Genomic DNA, 13,785 nt, shown 5'->3' with positions numbered 1-13,785 from the left:
GCAATGGCGGAACAAAGCGTTACGCGGTTTTTTTGTACGATAGCATCATGCGGGGCATAACAGGATCATTATGACACACAAACGCAGCATACTGTGGTGTACACTGTGGTTGTTGTTGACATCGTGATTTTAGGGACTTAATGAAAATGTACAAGTTGGGGGTCAACTGTAACAAACTGGCACTTGCAATATACCATGCGAGAGAGGTGAACATGGATGACTATCTGAAGGAAGCGCTGGAGATTGTGAAAGCGCAGGCAAGCGTTCGGAATATGACTGAAGATGAAATTACGTCAATGGTCATGAAGCTTGCCAGTGGAATCAAAGGAATATGCGAAGGCTCTGTGACTCCTGACGGGGGGATGGACGCACAGGCTGCGCAGCGCTCTATCAAGGAAAAAACAATTACCTGCCTTGAGTGCGGAAAGAGCTTTAAAATTATCACTAAAAAGCATCTGGCTCTGCACGACCTTGATGCCGTCTCGTACCGTGAAAAATGGGGATTTAAAAAGAATACCCCGCTGGTCTGCAAATCGTTGCAGCGTGAACGCCGCAAAAAGATGAAAGATATGCAGCTGTGGGAAAAACGCCGCAAGCAACCTGCTGAATAACACCGACGGCCTGTAGTTTTACAGGCCGTTTTTTGTGCCGCGACAGTCAGCCGCTGTGCCGCGGTGCCCTGCAGCTGCAGTCCGGGGCAGCCGCTGCTCCGCATTCTGCAATCAGGTCATTTTCTTTTTATATGCTTCTGTCATGGCAGAACGGCCGGCATTGCTGCCGGCCGTTCTGCTTTTCGGTAATATGGCTGCTTCTGCTTCATAAGCAAAAGGCGGGGGAGGGAAGGAACATGCCGCAGCTGTGTTACTGCCGCAGCGCGTCCTCCTGTACAAGCTGCATTCTGCCCTGCTGCCCGCCGGAAACGGCATCGGGCGGCTGTTCGGTAAGCAGCATGCGGTAGCCGAATGAAATGTACTGTGCGTCCACGGTGCCGGCGTCAAAGGTGAATTCCAGCGGAATCCCCCGTTCTTTGCCTATGGGACGCGGAACATAGGTATGCGTGTCGCGGGCGATGACCTGTCCGGTGTGGTCGCTGAGGTATGCCGTGATGGTCAGCTGCCCGTACCATGCCGCCCATTGCGGATACAGTTCGGAGTTGGGCAGGGCGGTGCCGATCACACCCACGCTGTCGCCCATATCCACGGTGGTGAAACCGAACCGCCAGAACTGCATGCCTATGTGGTTGTCGCCGGATCTGCCCCACGTCTCATGAGCCAGATGCCGGACATTCTGGCCGGAGCATCCTGCCAGCACGCCCATGGTCAGAACAGCCAGCAGGCCTGCCGTCAGCAGGAACCGCAGTGAGAAAGGCCGATTCATGTGTCACCGCCATACAGGGTTACAGTTTAGGAGGACCGTAGAAAAGCATTTCTGCAAGCGTCAAGTCAACCCGGGGCAACTTTTTCAGTCTGGGGCCCACGTGTTCCATTTCCAGTGCCGCCAGCTCGCGGTAGTAGGGGGTTCTGTCCACCGTGGGCACATCCTCGGCCTGTTGTCCTGCCGTGCATTCCACAAAGCGGAAGCACCCGCTGAAGCTGCGCAGGCCGCCGTCGGGCAGGGCCAGCACATTGCGGGTGCCGTGCATCCGGCAGATCATCAGCCGGTGCTCGTATATGCCGCACAGCCCGTCATCATTGACAGGACACATCAGGCGGGGGCGTATGCCACGGGCGAGCAGGTCGCGGCTTTGTTCCACCACGTCTTTTGCGCGTGCCAGATATGCCGCGCGGCGTGCTTCCGGCAGCCGGTTCATGCCGCGCCACAGGTACAGCCACTCCACATGGGTGTGATGCTGAAAATAGCTGGTACAGCAGTTGTCGGGGCATCCTGCACAGGTCAGCCCCGCAGCCCGGGCTTTGTCGCTGTATTCCTGTTCCATGCGGGTGTACAGGTCTGCAAGGCGCGCAAAAACACCTGTTTTCCGCTTTGCTGCGGCTGTTCTGCTGTGCTTCATCTCAACTCCGTCAGCAGTCTGCTGATGGCCGTGACACATTCCTGTACACCGGCTGTGGTGCACGGAACGGTTATATCGGCATAGGTTTCATACAGGGCGATGCGTTCGTTGTACAGGTCTTCAACAGTCTGCCCGGGGGCGATGGCCAGACCCCGGTCAGGGTTGCGGCTTATGCGTTCCAGTATCACCGGCAGATCAACCTGCAGGTACACCACAGGCCCCAGTGACTTCAGATGTGCCATTCCCGCGGCTCTGTACACCACGCTGCCGCCGGTCGATATGACGGTACGCCGTACGTTTATACGCCGGCAGACGGCGCTTTCCACGTCCAGAAAGGTCTCTTTGTCCATACTGTCGGCAACCTGCTGCAGGGTGGTGCCGTAATGGGCTTCTATCAGATGATCACTGTCCATGTGTGCCCAGTTCATGTGCCGGGCCAGCGCCGCGCCTATGGTACTTTTGCCGCAACCGGCCATGCCGATGAGGATAATGCACCCGTCCTGTTCTGATGGTTCGGGACGGGGAATATATGTATTCTGCGTCATATGGGTCTGGTTTCCTTGCTGTGAAAGAAGGCGGTGTTGTCTGCGGCAGTTTGCTGCGGCGGCGGGCCGGTGTCAACCGCGGACGCTGCAGGACTGTGCGGCAGGTGGCGCAGCAGCCGCGGACCGGCGAGGATGTAAAAAAAGGCAGACCCCAGAGGGTCTGCCTTGTGATGTTCCGTAGCAGCCGGAATTAACGCTTCGAGTACTGGAAGCGGGCACGAGCTGCGCGCTGACCGTACTTTTTACGTTCCTTCTTACGTGCGTCACGGGTAAGGAAGCCTGCGCGCTTGAGCGAGGAACGCATTTCAACGTCCACTTCAAGCAGAGCACGGGAAATACCGTGGCGAACGGCTTCGGCCTGTCCGCGAACACCACCGCCCTGCACATTGACATGAATGTCAAAGCTTTCGACGTTCTTGGTCAGCGCCAGAGGCTGACGGATGATCATCTGAAGGCTTTTGCGGGGGAAGTATTCGTCATAGGGACGGCCATTGACAACGATCTTACCGGTTCCGCTGTAGAGGCGGGTCCTGGCAGTGGCGGTTTTGCGCCGCCCGGTGCCGTAATTGAATTCCTGAGTCATAGTATCTCCACCTCTGTATTAGTACTTAAGCTCAAGAGCCTGAGGGTTCTGAGCCTGGTGGGGGTGCTCGCTGCCAGCGTACACCTTCAGCTTTTTCAGCATGGCGCGACCCAGACGGTTGCGCGGCAGCATACCCTTGACAGCGTTGATAAGCGCACGCTCAGGCTTGGTTGCCAGCACGTTTGCCAGAGTCTGCTCGCGCAGACCGCCAACGTAGCCGGAGTAACGGTAGTACTTCTTGTCGGAAAGTTTCTTACCCGTTACTGCAATCTTTTCGCAGTTGACCACGACGATGAAGTCGCCGTTGTCCACGTGCGGGGCAAATTCAGGCTTATGCTTGCCGCGAAGCCGGTGCGCGATCTGTGCGGCCAGACGACCGAGAATTTTGTCCTCGGCATCCACCACATACCAGTCGCGGGTGATGTCCTGCGGCTTAGGGCTGAACGTCTTCATAATTATAATACTCCTTGACCTGCGAAGCTCGAAAGGCGAACTACATAGGGAGTTTTTTTTCTCGTGTCAACGGAAAAAAAGCCCGACAACAGGGGTAACGGGTTCGGGGTTAGGGCTAGTCCCTGCCATCTGCTTTCAACCCTTGTGGGTTATACCAAGATAGCCTACTTTGCCAAGTAGTTTATTGGATAAAATTTGGAGGACGTCATGGTGAGCATCCGCAAGAGCCTTTTGCAGTTTGTATTTGCAGGCTCTTACATGAAACGCTGGAATGACAAACTGCGCCCTGTGGAACTGCTGGAAGTGGACAAACAGGCGCACAAGATGATCGTGGCGTGGCTCCTTTACCAGCAGAATTCGGATGACCTTGACGATACAAGCCGTCTGCGTCTGGGCAGCGACATTATCGAAGGCGGTATTTTTGACTATTTTTACCGTCTTGTCATCACAGACATCAAGCCGCCCGTATTTTACCGCATCAAGGACAATGCCCAGCATTATGCCCAGCTTTCGGCCTGGGTGCTGGATGAACTGGAACCGCTGGTGCAGCCACTGGGCGAAGATTTCTGGGGGCGTATGCGCGGGTGGGTGCAGCGTCCGGAAAAAAATTCCAGAGCGGACCGTATTCTGGATGCCGCGCATCTTTTTGCCAGCAACTGGGAGTTCCGGCTTATTGAGTCGCTGAACCGTTTTGACGACGAAATCGAAGATATCGGGGCTTCGTTCGATGCCAAGCTGGCGGGGTTTGATGACCTGAAGGGCATGGACAGCCTGCGGCATGCCACGGGGGCAGTGGGCCGGTTTGCGGCGTTGTGCGGCCAGCTGCGTTTTCAGAAACGCTGGTCGCAGACACCGCGCATCCCCGAAACGTCAGTGCTCGGCCATATGTTTCTGGTGGCATGCTATTCGTATTTTTTCAGCCTTGCCGTCAACGCATGCGGCGCGCGCAGGCAGAATAATTTTTTCATCGGTCTGTTTCACGACCTACCGGAGCTGCTGACCCGCGACATTATTTCTCCTGTAAAAAAATCGGTGGAAGAGCTGGACGCTGTGATAAAGGAATACGAAGAAGCCGAACTGCGCCGCAAGGTGCTGAACCCGCTGGAAGAAGAGGGCTTCGGGGGCATTGCCGCGCGTCTGTCGTATTATCTTGGTCTGGAGGTGGGGTCGGAGTTTACAGAGGCGGTTGTGGATAACGGCAATGTACTGGCGGTGGACTTTGAGCTTTTGCAGAGCAGGTACAACCACGACCGGTTTGACCCGCGCGACGGAAGAATGCTGAAAACCTGCGATACGCTGGCCGCGTTTATCGAGGCGTATACCGCTGTGCGCAACGGCATCAGTTCTGATCAGCTGCAGGCGGCTTTGTGGCGGTTGCGTGACAAAAACCGCCGCACGGTCATCGGGCCGGTGCATGTGGGAGCCCTTTTTGCCGACTTTGACTGAAATGTTGCATAGGGTGCTTGTGCAATCTGCCGTTCTTATGGATTTTTTTGCAGCCCTGCTGTATGGTGGTGTTGTATATACGCTGCAAAGGGCGTTGCTGCGCCGTTCTGCGGACATGGGTGTCCGCTTTGCCAAACAGTTTTCTGCGGGCCGCTGCGGCACGGGCGGTCTGCGCGGAGGAGCCTGATATGCTGTTACGTAAACGAGCCTGGGATATAGCCCGGGAAGAGTTTCCCGTTGTCCGCACCACCGATTCACTGGCCGAGGCCATGCGCCGCCTCAGAGAATTTCAGGCGCGGGATTCCGCCTGTATCTGCGCTCTGGTCAACGATGAGGGCGGCAGTTTTGCCGGTGCAATTTCCGTATGGGACACCATGCGTTTTATGGAAAGGCATCTGCTGCGCGGCAGTGCCTTGAACGGATTTGACGAAAGCGGTTTTGACAGGGTGTTTCACAACGCCTGTAAAGTTGCCGGCTCAACCCCTGTCAGCAAGATAATGGACAGGCATGTGACCGTGCTGCGGCCTGATGAGCCCCTGCCGCTGGTGCTGGAACAGATAGTACAGCGTGGCCGCAGCTATGCCGTGGTCAAAGAAGGACCCAAGGTCATCGGTGTGGTGATGATTACCGACCTGTACCGTGAAATAAGCGGCGAGATGACCTGACCGCGCTTGCCGCCGGTCTCTGTAGGGTCATGCCGCCGTTCCCTGTAGTGGCATGCTGCCGGTCGTTGTGGGGGGATGCTGCCGGTTCCTGTAGGGGCATACGCTATCGGTCGCCGCTATTTTTATTGCAGACAAAAAACGCCGCAGCATCTGCTGCGGCGTTTTTGTGTACGGAAACATCATATCGGGGAACACCGCTGCGCGCGGACTACTGCGGGTCGTCCGGCCTGAATCCCAGCGCGCGGGCTGCCGCACCTGCCTGCGCGTTCCACGGACGCATGGCCCATACGCGGTTCTGCACGGGCCACCAGTCCAGTCCGGCCACATGTTCCGACAGGGTGCGTACCAGTTTTTCCAGCGCCGTCCACTGCACAGGGGACTCCAGCAGTTTCAACGCGGTCTGCTGGGCTGTTGCTTCCAGCCTGCGGCGCGCACCTGCCGGCAGTTCCACCTTGTAAAGCCATGCCGCGGCGGCCTGTGCGCGGGCGTCCTGCGGGCCCGTTCCGGTGGCCAGCGCCAGCAGCATCTCCGGCGCAAATTCCTCCCACAGGTGTGCGTCCGGCTGATCCTGCTGCGCTTCCTCCCACGGCAGGAACAGGGCAAGGGCATCGGGCGTGCGGGCCAGCGCATCCGCCCGCCGCTGGGCCACCGAATGCAGAATGTATGTCATGGCCAGCGCCTGTTTTTTGTTCCATGGCAGCTGGTCAAAGCCGCACGACGAGTCGCCCCCCTGTGTGCCGGTCACCGTAACCTGCAGACCGTCGGGCGGCGACAGCAGAATGTTGCCGCCGCGCCGGAGCGTCCGGCCGCAGGTGTTGCACAGCTCCCAGCTGAACGGCTGATCCCATGCCGCTGGATGCCAGCGTATCCGGGCCGTGCCGCTGGCGGCGGGCGCGTTCCGGCTGTTTTCCGCGGGTTGCCCGTCCGTGCCGGCGGGAACGACTGTTATTTCCACATCCACTGCCGGCCACGAGGCACAGGCCGGTACTCCGGCCTGCAGTCTTCCCTGATAGGCTGTGGTCAGCAGGGCCTGCAGCACCAGCGATGCCTGTGTTTCGCAGCGCGAGAGCACGCGGTTTTCAAAAATGGTTCTGCCGGTGCCTTCTTCCGGCTTGTTTGACAGGGCCTTTTCAAGCTGCTGTAGAAACTCTTCGGGAATGTCTCCGCCGCCTGTCTGGCGCCGGATTTCCAGTGCCCGCAGGGCATAGGTCAGAGCGTTGACCGGTTCGATGCGCGAAAGCTCGTCAAAAAACCAGGCGCAGCTGGCATATGCGGCCAGCATCTGTTCTTTCATGGTCAGCAGTTTCCAAGCTGAACCGGCCGCGGCGTCATCAGCTGACAGCATGATATGCCGCGCGGCGAAGTCCTGCCGCTGCTCCGCACCGCACAGCACCAGTCCGAAACCTGAGAGCGCCTGTTGCGGGTTTGTGAAAAAAGCCGGTGCCTTGCTTTCGAAATGGGCGTCAACAGCATGGCTTGCAATGTCCAGTGCGTCCCGTAGCGGTTTGCGCCATGCCTGATTCCAGCCGGGATGCCCGCCGTCCGTGCAGCCGCAGTCCGAACGCCAGCGTTCCACGCCGTGAACGCAGCTCCACGAGGATGGTTCGTGCAGTTCTGCGCGCCATTCTGCAGGGTGCCGGGCCAGAAAGGCCGCCATGTTGGTGGGACGGATGCCGTCTCTGCCGGAATAGGCCTGCGCAAGGACGTGGGCCAGTGCCATCTCGCCGAAGGTGAAGTGGTGGCCGTAGGTTTCTCCGTCTGTGCACAGTGTCAGCAGACCTTCGCCTGCTGCTGCGGCTATGCGGTGCCAGAAGCTTTCTCCGTCGCGCAGCAGCTTTTCAAACGCCACGGCGCGCGAGATGGCACCGTGATAGAAAAATACAGTGATGCGGGCGCCGGAAGGCAGATCTATACGATAGGGCCGTCTTACATCCAGAGAATGTTCGTCCACGGCGTTCCAGCTGCCGTCCGGCGTGCAGATCCGGCGGGCCTGCCGGGGAGCCAGCACGGTGAAACGCACTCCGTGTGCAGCCAGTTCTTCCAGTGTAGCGGTGTCTGCGGCGCTTTCTGCCAGCCACATGCCTTCGGCCTGTCTGCCGAAACGATGGGCAAAGTCGTCAAGTGCCCATTGTATTTCCAGCCTGCGTTGTTCCTTGCCGGCCAGCGGCATAATGATGTGGTGATAGACCTGCGCCAGTGCGTTGCCGTGGCCCCAGCGCGACATGCTCAGCCTGTCGGCTTCCAGCATGCGGGCATAGGTGTGCGGATCATCTCTTTCCAGCCAGCGCATCAGGGTCGGGCCGGCATTGAAGCTGATCCATTCATAGCAGTTCAGTATGTCTGCAATGCGTCCGGAGCCGTCCAGCCTGCGTGCCCAGCCCATGGGGGCATAGCTTTCACGCAGTATGCGCTCGTTCCAGTTGCAGGCCGGTGCGGCGCTGCCTTCGGGCAGCACGGTGCCCAGCCACGGGTCTTCGCGGGGGGGCTGGTAAAAATGGCCGTGAATGCACAGGTATTTGTCCATGCCGGACCTCCGGAGCGGTAAAGATGTCTTGGCAGGGCGCCGGTAAACACAGTCAGCATACACCGTTTTTGCAGCGGCGGACAGGCAGGTGCGCAAAAAGTGCGCGGCGGCCCGCATGTGGCGGCCGCCGCGTTACGTCAGGGTTTTATATAGGCGAATCCTTTCTGCTGCAGCTGCACTATTTCAACCACGCCCGCGGGCACGACAATGCAGTCTGCCAGCAGATCCTGCCGGGCTATGTCGAATTTGCGCAGCGCATTGGCGCACAGGCGGAAAGAGGCTCCGCGTTCCTGCAATGCCTTGATTTGCGCGGCATGCGGGGCTTCAGCGGTTTTAAAAAGCTGCACCGCGGGGCCGTTGACAACCATGACTGTTTCAAACTGCTCTTCGGGCAGGGCGTTCAGGTAGTTGTCGATATTGGTCAGAGCCAGCCCCAGACGGGCCGGGTCGGCAAGGTCAACATGGAATACGACGGAATAAGACATGGCAGCTCCCGTTGGGTGTCCGGCAGCCGGGGTGCCGGAGCGCAGAGGTTCAGCCGTCAGAGACGGAACTTTACTTACTGCGGGCATTGTTCCATATTGTTCTACCCTTGCCAAGCGGTGCAAGCGTTGTTACCCATTATATCACAACGCACCTGCCGGTACCGCACCCGGTAGAACCCTGTTTCGCACCCGGTTCCGCCGGATGCGTTGCACGCGCCTGCTGCTTTTGCAGACAGGGCAGGCCCGTTAAAAATTTGTATTCAATTTCCCAAGGAGGGATAATTACAATGTTGAGAACCGCCCAGCGCAGCCAGAGCCGTACTGAAGTCGTCAATGCCTTCATGCGCGGCGTGTACCAGTGGATGGCGGCAGGACTGGCCGTAACAGCCGTATCCGCTTTTGCGGTGGCCAGCAGCCCCGCGCTGCTGCAGCTTATTTTCGGCACCCCCATGCTGCCTCTTGTGCTTATGATCGGCCTTGTGGGGCTGGTGTTTTATATGTCGGCCCGCATCGGCACCATGTCTGCAGGCACGGCAACCACGCTGTTTATGGTGTACAGCGCGCTGAACGGCGTTGTGCTCTCCAGCGTGCTCATTGTTTATGCCACAGCTTCGGTTTTTCAGGCTTTTGTCACCGCGGCGGCCATGTTCGGCGCCATGACGGTGTATGGCATGACCACCAAACGCGACCTTACATCCATGGGCAGCTTCATGTTCATGGGGCTTATCGGTATTCTTATCGCCTCGGTGGTTAATATCTTCCTCGGCAGCTCCATGATGGAGCTGGTTATCAGCGCCATCGGCGTCATTGTGTTTACCGGGCTTACCGCGTACGATAGCCAGCAGCTGCGCCAGATGGGTGAAACCGCTCCCATGGATGATCCGGTGGCCATACGCCGTGGAACCATTCTTGGCGCGTTGCGGTTGTACCTTGATTTTATCAACCTGTTCCTGATGCTTCTCAGGCTCTTCGGCGGAGCACGGGATTAACCGTCAAATGAGTACACGAAGGGAGCCGTGAGGCTCCCTTTTTTGTGGTGGCTGCATGTCTTCTCTGCCGTTGCAGAAATCTCTTTACCCCCTGCTGCGTCCGCTGGGCGCGGCATATCGTGTATTGATGCGGGCGCGCAGACGCCGGTACGAAAACGGCGCCGCCTGCCGCACTGATGTTCCGTGTGTTTCCGTGGGCAACATCGGCTGGGGCGGCAGCGGCAAGACGCCGGTGGTGCAGTGGTTGCTGCAGTGGGCTGCCGTACACGGCCTGCACGCCGTGGTGCTGACGCGCGGTTACAAGGCTTCGCCGCCCGGACTGCCTTATGTGGTGACGCCGCAAAGCCCTGCGGCACATGCGGGGGACGAACCGCTGATGCTGGCGCGCAGCTGTCCGCAGGCCACTGTGGTAGTGGACCCTGTGCGCAGCCGGTCCGCCCGTTGGGCGCAGGAGCGGCTGGCTCCCGATTTTTTTGTGCTGGATGACGGATTCCAGCATGTGCAGGTAGCCCGCGATACTGATCTGGTTCTGCTGAAAAAAGATGATCTGCACGCGGAATGGGGGCGTGTATTGCCTGCCGGTTCATGGCGCGAAGGGCCGGAAGCCCTCTCACGCGCAGCGGCGTTCTGCATAAAGTGCGGCAGCGGTGAATTTTCCGGTCTTGTTCCGGATTTTGAGAACCGGCTGGGCAGCTTCGGAGTGCCGGTGTTCGGTTTTTCACTGCGGCCCGGCGCCCTGATACCTGTCTGCGGTGCGCATGAAGGTGCGCAGCTGCCTGCGGGGGCGCCGTATGTGCTTTTCAGCGGTGTGGGCGACCCTGCTCAGGTTGCAGTTACCGTCAGCAGTTTTTTAGGGTATGATCCCGTCAGGCATCATGTGTTTGCCGACCATCACGGGTATACACGGGCGGACATGGACCGCATGGCCGGTTACGGGCTGCCGCTGGTGTGTACTCCCAAAGATGCGGTAAAACTGACGGCACCGTGCGGGGTTCCGGTGTGGACCCTGTCGCTGGAGACAAATTTTCATTCCGTATGGAACGCGCAACCTCCGGCAGGGCAGGCCGGTGAAGGTTTTGCGCAATGGTGGCAGTGCCGCTGGCAACGGCTGGCAGGCCTGCGCTGAAGGTGCGGCATGCCGGATATACGGTGGCGTATGTCCGCATGTTGCCGGATGACGGCAGCATGACAGCTGCCGGTTTTTTAAAGGTTCTTTCGGGGCCGGTTTGCACCGGCCGCGGTCTGCATGCCTTTCATGCCGCTTGCAGCGGTATGCCGGCATCTGATGCAGACAGGCACCCCTCAGGCTTTTTTCTTTACAGAAAGCGGGCAGAGGGCTGCCGTCCTTGCCGGTACTTCCCGCGGCTCAATGCCGGGCAGGGATGATCCGGTTACAAATTTTTATACGTTTCCGGCTTGTTTTCATTCCGGATTCATGAGGTTTTTTTATGGGTAAAAAGAAAAGAAAGCAGGCCGAGAGTCTGCCTGTACGCAGCGGTGATCTGCTGCAACTGTTCAAGGACGAAAAACGCCCTCTTAAACTGCAGGATTTCTTCCGGCTGCTGGGACTGAGCAAAAGCTACAGGGCGGCGCTGGAGGAAGCGCTGGAAGACCTGCGGGCCAAAGGGCGCATTCTGCAGCTGCGCGGCGGCTCGTGGGGTCTGGCGGAACAGTTGAAAATGGTTACCGGCACGCTGGAAGTGCAGCGCTCAGGAGTGGGCTTTGTTTTGCCCGAAGACAAGCGCCGGGCCGATATTTTTATCAGTCCCGCGCAGATGGGGCAGGCATGGCACGGTGACAAGGTTATGGTGGCGCTGCTTTCCGAGCGGGCAGGCAGAAAACCCGAAGGCCGTATTGTGCGCGTACTTGAACGCGGGCACGAGCTTGTACCCGCCCGTGTGGTCAAGCTGATGGGCAAAGCCGGTGTGCTGGCGCAGCCTGCCGACACACGTCTTAGGTTCAGCATGCTTGTCAGCAGGGGGGCTCTGGACGGCAAACCGCGTAAAAACGAGCTGCTGCTGGTCGAACCGGGCGAACGGCTGGAACCCAACCTGTGGTCCGGTGTGGCCGTTGAAAGTCTGGGTGTGGAAGAGGATGTTTCCACACAGGAAGTGCTGGTCAAGCTGAATCATAACGTGCCCACGGAGTTTCCGCAGGAGGTTCTGGATCAGGCCGCTGCATTGCCCGACCAGCCATCCGAGGACGATTTCGCCGGTCGTGTGGATTTGCGGCATGTGGATTTCGTGACCATAGACGGTGCCAAAGCCCGCGATTTTGACGACGCCGTCTATGTGGAAGAGCAACACGACGGCTGGCGGCTGTGGGTGGCCATAGCGGATGTGAGCCATTATGTGCAGCCGCGCACCGCACTGGACGAGGAAGCGCTGACCAGAGCCAACTCGTATTATTTTCCGCAGTCTGTCGAGCCCATGTTTCCCGAAGCGCTTTCGAACGGATTGTGCAGCCTCAATCCGCGGGTGCCGCGTCTTGCCATGGTGGCCGAGGTGTATTTTTACGCCGACGGAACTCCGGGCAAAAGCCGCTTTTATCCCGCTGTTATTGAAAGCAAGGCACGCCTTACCTACGGGCAGGTGAACAGGGCCGTGCTGCAGAAAGACCCGCACGAGCGCAAGCTGCTGGGGCCTGTGCTGCCCATGCTTGAACAGGCGGAGCAACTGGCGCGCGTGCTCAAGCGCAGGCGGCGTGACAGGGGGTCGCTCGATTTTGATCTGCCCGAACCGGAAATTATTTTTAACATTTACGGCGAAACAGTCGATATCGGCCGCCGTGTGCGCCATTTCGGTCACCAGATGATCGAGGAATTCATGATAGCCGCCAACGAGGCGGTGGCCCGTTTTCTGACGGAAAAAGAAACAGGCCTGCTGTACCGTGTGCACCCTGCGCCGGACATTGACAAGCTGGAGAATTTCTTCAAGCTTATGCGCGGCACGGCGCTGGCGCACAAGGTGCCGCCTCAGGCCGGTGCCGCCCAGCTGCAGACGCTGCTGCATGCGGCCGAAGGAACAGAGCAGGAGTTTCTGGTAAACAGGCTGGCACTGCGCACCATGATGCAGGCACGGTATACACCGGACCTGGAAGGCCACTTCGGTCTGGCATCAGAGTGTTACTGCCATTTCACCTCTCCCATCCGCCGTTATGCCGATCTGGTGGTGCACAGGGCGCTTAAGCACGCGCTGGGACTTGCCGGTGCCACGCCGCCGCCTGCGCCGCGCACGCTGCTGCGTATCGGCGATCAGCTGAATATCCGCGAAAGGGCGGGTATGGAAGCAGAGCGGGAAATTTTAAAACGTATCACCGTGCTGTACCTGCGTGACCGTGTGGGCGAGGAATTCAGCGGTGTTATTTCCGGTGTTTCCGATTTCGGCTTCTGGGTGGAACTCGGTGAGGTCATGGCGGAAGGACTTGTGCGTCTTTCTCTGCTGCATGACGATTACTATGAGTTCATCCCCGAACGTCAGGAGCTGATGGGCGAGCGTACGGGAAGAACCTTCCGGCTGGGTCAGAGCGTGCGGGTGCTGCTTTCCGGCATCAATGTACCCCGGCTTGAGGTTGACCTTGAACTGCTGGAGCATGAAGACAGCCGTGTGCCGCAGCGTAAAGAGGGAAACCGTTCCGCAGAGCGTGACCGGCGCCGTGGCGGTTCCGGTGACAGGAAAGGTATGACCGTTGCCGCGCAGGCCCGCAAGGCGGAAGCACGCCTGAGGGCGCAGGGCGGGGCACCGCAGGAGCACGAAGACTTTCAGGCCCCCGCAGCGCAGTCCGGTGATGCGGATGTGCTGGTACGTGCCGAGGATGGTTCCTTGATTGTTGCCGATGATGCAGATGACCGCCCCGCCGCCAGCGGCAAGCCCGCACGTGGCAGGTCACGTCGTTCTTCCGGAGGCAGGACCGGCAAAAAAACGGCCGGAGCTTCAGGCAATTCCGCAGGCGGTAAAAACGCAAAACGCGGCGCGCGTCCCGCAGCCGCCGGAGCAAAGAAGAAAAAACCAGCCGCGAGGCCTGAAAAGGCGGGCGGTACAAAGAAAAAAACTGCCTAGCGCAGACACTCCGGCACGGCGGATGC

General features: G+C 58.9%; 13 protein-coding genes. 6 read left to right on the top strand and 7 right to left on the bottom strand.

Translation table 11 applies throughout. The annotated features are described in order from the left end of the window. Positions 1-212 precede the first annotated feature (212 nt). Positions 213-611, top strand: coding sequence for a Ros/MucR family transcriptional regulator (locus ACZ5D1_RS11695; protein ID WP_027181814.1), 399 nt, complete (start codon positions 213-215; stop codon positions 609-611). Between the two features lie 250 nt (positions 612-861). Here the strand turns inward: ACZ5D1_RS11695 and ACZ5D1_RS11690 are convergent, their stop codons facing one another. The 5 genes from ACZ5D1_RS11690 to rplM form a co-directional block, all read right to left on the bottom strand. Continuing rightward, on the bottom strand, positions 862-1,377 hold the full coding sequence (locus ACZ5D1_RS11690; RefSeq protein WP_011368446.1) for a hypothetical protein: 516 nt from the start codon (positions 1,375-1,377) through the stop codon (positions 862-864). Positions 1,378-1,396: 19 nt separating this feature from the next. Then, positions 1,397-2,011 (bottom strand): hypothetical protein, encoded by a 615-nt coding sequence (locus ACZ5D1_RS11685; RefSeq protein WP_464554953.1) that lies wholly within the window; start codon positions 2,009-2,011, stop codon positions 1,397-1,399. Continuing rightward, complete coding sequence (thrB, locus tag ACZ5D1_RS11680) at positions 2,008-2,556, bottom strand: homoserine kinase (protein WP_011368444.1); 549 nt, start codon at positions 2,554-2,556, stop codon at positions 2,008-2,010. Before thrB ends, ACZ5D1_RS11685 begins: the two co-directional genes overlap by 4 nt. A 190-nt stretch (positions 2,557-2,746) precedes the next feature. Next, positions 2,747-3,139, bottom strand: coding sequence for a 30S ribosomal protein S9 (gene rpsI, locus ACZ5D1_RS11675; RefSeq protein ID WP_011368443.1), 393 nt, complete (start codon positions 3,137-3,139; stop codon positions 2,747-2,749). A gap of 18 nt (positions 3,140-3,157) precedes the next feature. Then, positions 3,158-3,592 (bottom strand): 50S ribosomal protein L13, encoded by a 435-nt coding sequence (gene rplM, locus ACZ5D1_RS11670; protein WP_011368442.1) that lies wholly within the window; start codon positions 3,590-3,592, stop codon positions 3,158-3,160. A 207-nt stretch (positions 3,593-3,799) separates the two neighbouring features. Between rplM and ACZ5D1_RS11665 the strand changes: the two genes are divergently transcribed. Further along, positions 3,800-5,038 carry an HD domain-containing protein gene (locus ACZ5D1_RS11665; protein ID WP_011368441.1) on the top strand — a complete coding sequence of 413 codons (1,239 nt, stop codon included), beginning with the start codon at positions 3,800-3,802 and terminating at the stop codon, positions 5,036-5,038. A 188-nt stretch (positions 5,039-5,226) separates the two neighbouring features. After that, positions 5,227-5,703, top strand: a complete 477-nt coding sequence (locus ACZ5D1_RS11660; protein WP_011368440.1) for a CBS domain-containing protein — start codon at positions 5,227-5,229, stop codon at positions 5,701-5,703. A 208-nt stretch (positions 5,704-5,911) separates the two neighbouring features. On the opposite strand, the gene ACZ5D1_RS11655 is transcribed toward ACZ5D1_RS11660, so the two are convergent. Continuing rightward, a complete protein-coding gene (locus ACZ5D1_RS11655; protein ID WP_464554951.1) occupies positions 5,912-8,227 on the bottom strand; it encodes a DUF3536 domain-containing protein in 2,316 nt (771 codons plus the stop codon). A gap of 137 nt (positions 8,228-8,364) precedes the next feature. Then, a complete protein-coding gene (locus tag ACZ5D1_RS11650; RefSeq protein WP_011368438.1) occupies positions 8,365-8,712 on the bottom strand; it encodes a DsrE family protein in 348 nt (115 codons plus the stop codon). Between the two features lie 287 nt (positions 8,713-8,999). Between ACZ5D1_RS11650 and ACZ5D1_RS11645 the strand changes: the two genes are divergently transcribed. The 3 genes from ACZ5D1_RS11645 to rnr all read left to right on the top strand — a co-directional run bounded on the left by ACZ5D1_RS11645 (position 9,000) and on the right by rnr (position 13,759). After that, complete coding sequence (locus ACZ5D1_RS11645; RefSeq protein WP_011368437.1) at positions 9,000-9,701, top strand: Bax inhibitor-1/YccA family protein; 702 nt, start codon at positions 9,000-9,002, stop codon at positions 9,699-9,701. Between the two features lie 55 nt (positions 9,702-9,756). Next, entirely contained in the window at positions 9,757-10,827 is a 1,071-nt protein-coding gene (gene lpxK, locus ACZ5D1_RS11640) for a tetraacyldisaccharide 4'-kinase (RefSeq protein WP_464554950.1), read from the top strand. Positions 10,828-11,149: 322 nt separating this feature from the next. Next, a complete protein-coding gene (rnr, locus tag ACZ5D1_RS11635; RefSeq protein WP_027181808.1) occupies positions 11,150-13,759 on the top strand; it encodes a ribonuclease R in 2,610 nt (869 codons plus the stop codon). Positions 13,760-13,785: the final 26 nt, after the last annotated feature.

The sequence above is a fragment of the Oleidesulfovibrio vietnamensis genome (assembly GCF_055388115.1).
This window is presented reverse-complemented; position numbering and strand designations above follow the sequence as displayed.

Bases quoted from the DNA above. Each gene is read 5' to 3' on its own strand.
- ACZ5D1_RS11695 (WP_027181814.1), top strand. From the start codon at position 213: ATGGATGACTATCTGAAGGAAGCGCTGGAGATTGTGAAAGCGCAGGCA.
- ACZ5D1_RS11690 (WP_011368446.1), bottom strand. From the start codon at position 1,377: ATGAATCGGCCTTTCTCACTGCGGTTCCTGCTGACGGCAGGCCTGCTG.
- ACZ5D1_RS11685 (WP_464554953.1), bottom strand. From the start codon at position 2,011: ATGAAGCACAGCAGAACAGCCGCAGCAAAGCGGAAAACAGGTGTTTTT.
- thrB (WP_011368444.1), bottom strand. From the start codon at position 2,556: ATGACGCAGAATACATATATTCCCCGTCCCGAACCATCAGAACAGGAC.
- rpsI (WP_011368443.1), bottom strand. From the start codon at position 3,139: ATGACTCAGGAATTCAATTACGGCACCGGGCGGCGCAAAACCGCCACT.
- rplM (WP_011368442.1), bottom strand. From the start codon at position 3,592: ATGAAGACGTTCAGCCCTAAGCCGCAGGACATCACCCGCGACTGGTAT.
- ACZ5D1_RS11665 (WP_011368441.1), top strand. From the start codon at position 3,800: ATGGTGAGCATCCGCAAGAGCCTTTTGCAGTTTGTATTTGCAGGCTCT.
- ACZ5D1_RS11660 (WP_011368440.1), top strand. From the start codon at position 5,227: ATGCTGTTACGTAAACGAGCCTGGGATATAGCCCGGGAAGAGTTTCCC.
- ACZ5D1_RS11655 (WP_464554951.1), bottom strand. From the start codon at position 8,227: ATGGACAAATACCTGTGCATTCACGGCCATTTTTACCAGCCCCCCCGC.
- ACZ5D1_RS11650 (WP_011368438.1), bottom strand. From the start codon at position 8,712: ATGTCTTATTCCGTCGTATTCCATGTTGACCTTGCCGACCCGGCCCGT.
- ACZ5D1_RS11645 (WP_011368437.1), top strand. From the start codon at position 9,000: ATGTTGAGAACCGCCCAGCGCAGCCAGAGCCGTACTGAAGTCGTCAAT.
- lpxK (WP_464554950.1), top strand. From the start codon at position 9,757: ATGTCTTCTCTGCCGTTGCAGAAATCTCTTTACCCCCTGCTGCGTCCG.
- rnr (WP_027181808.1), top strand. From the start codon at position 11,150: ATGGGTAAAAAGAAAAGAAAGCAGGCCGAGAGTCTGCCTGTACGCAGC.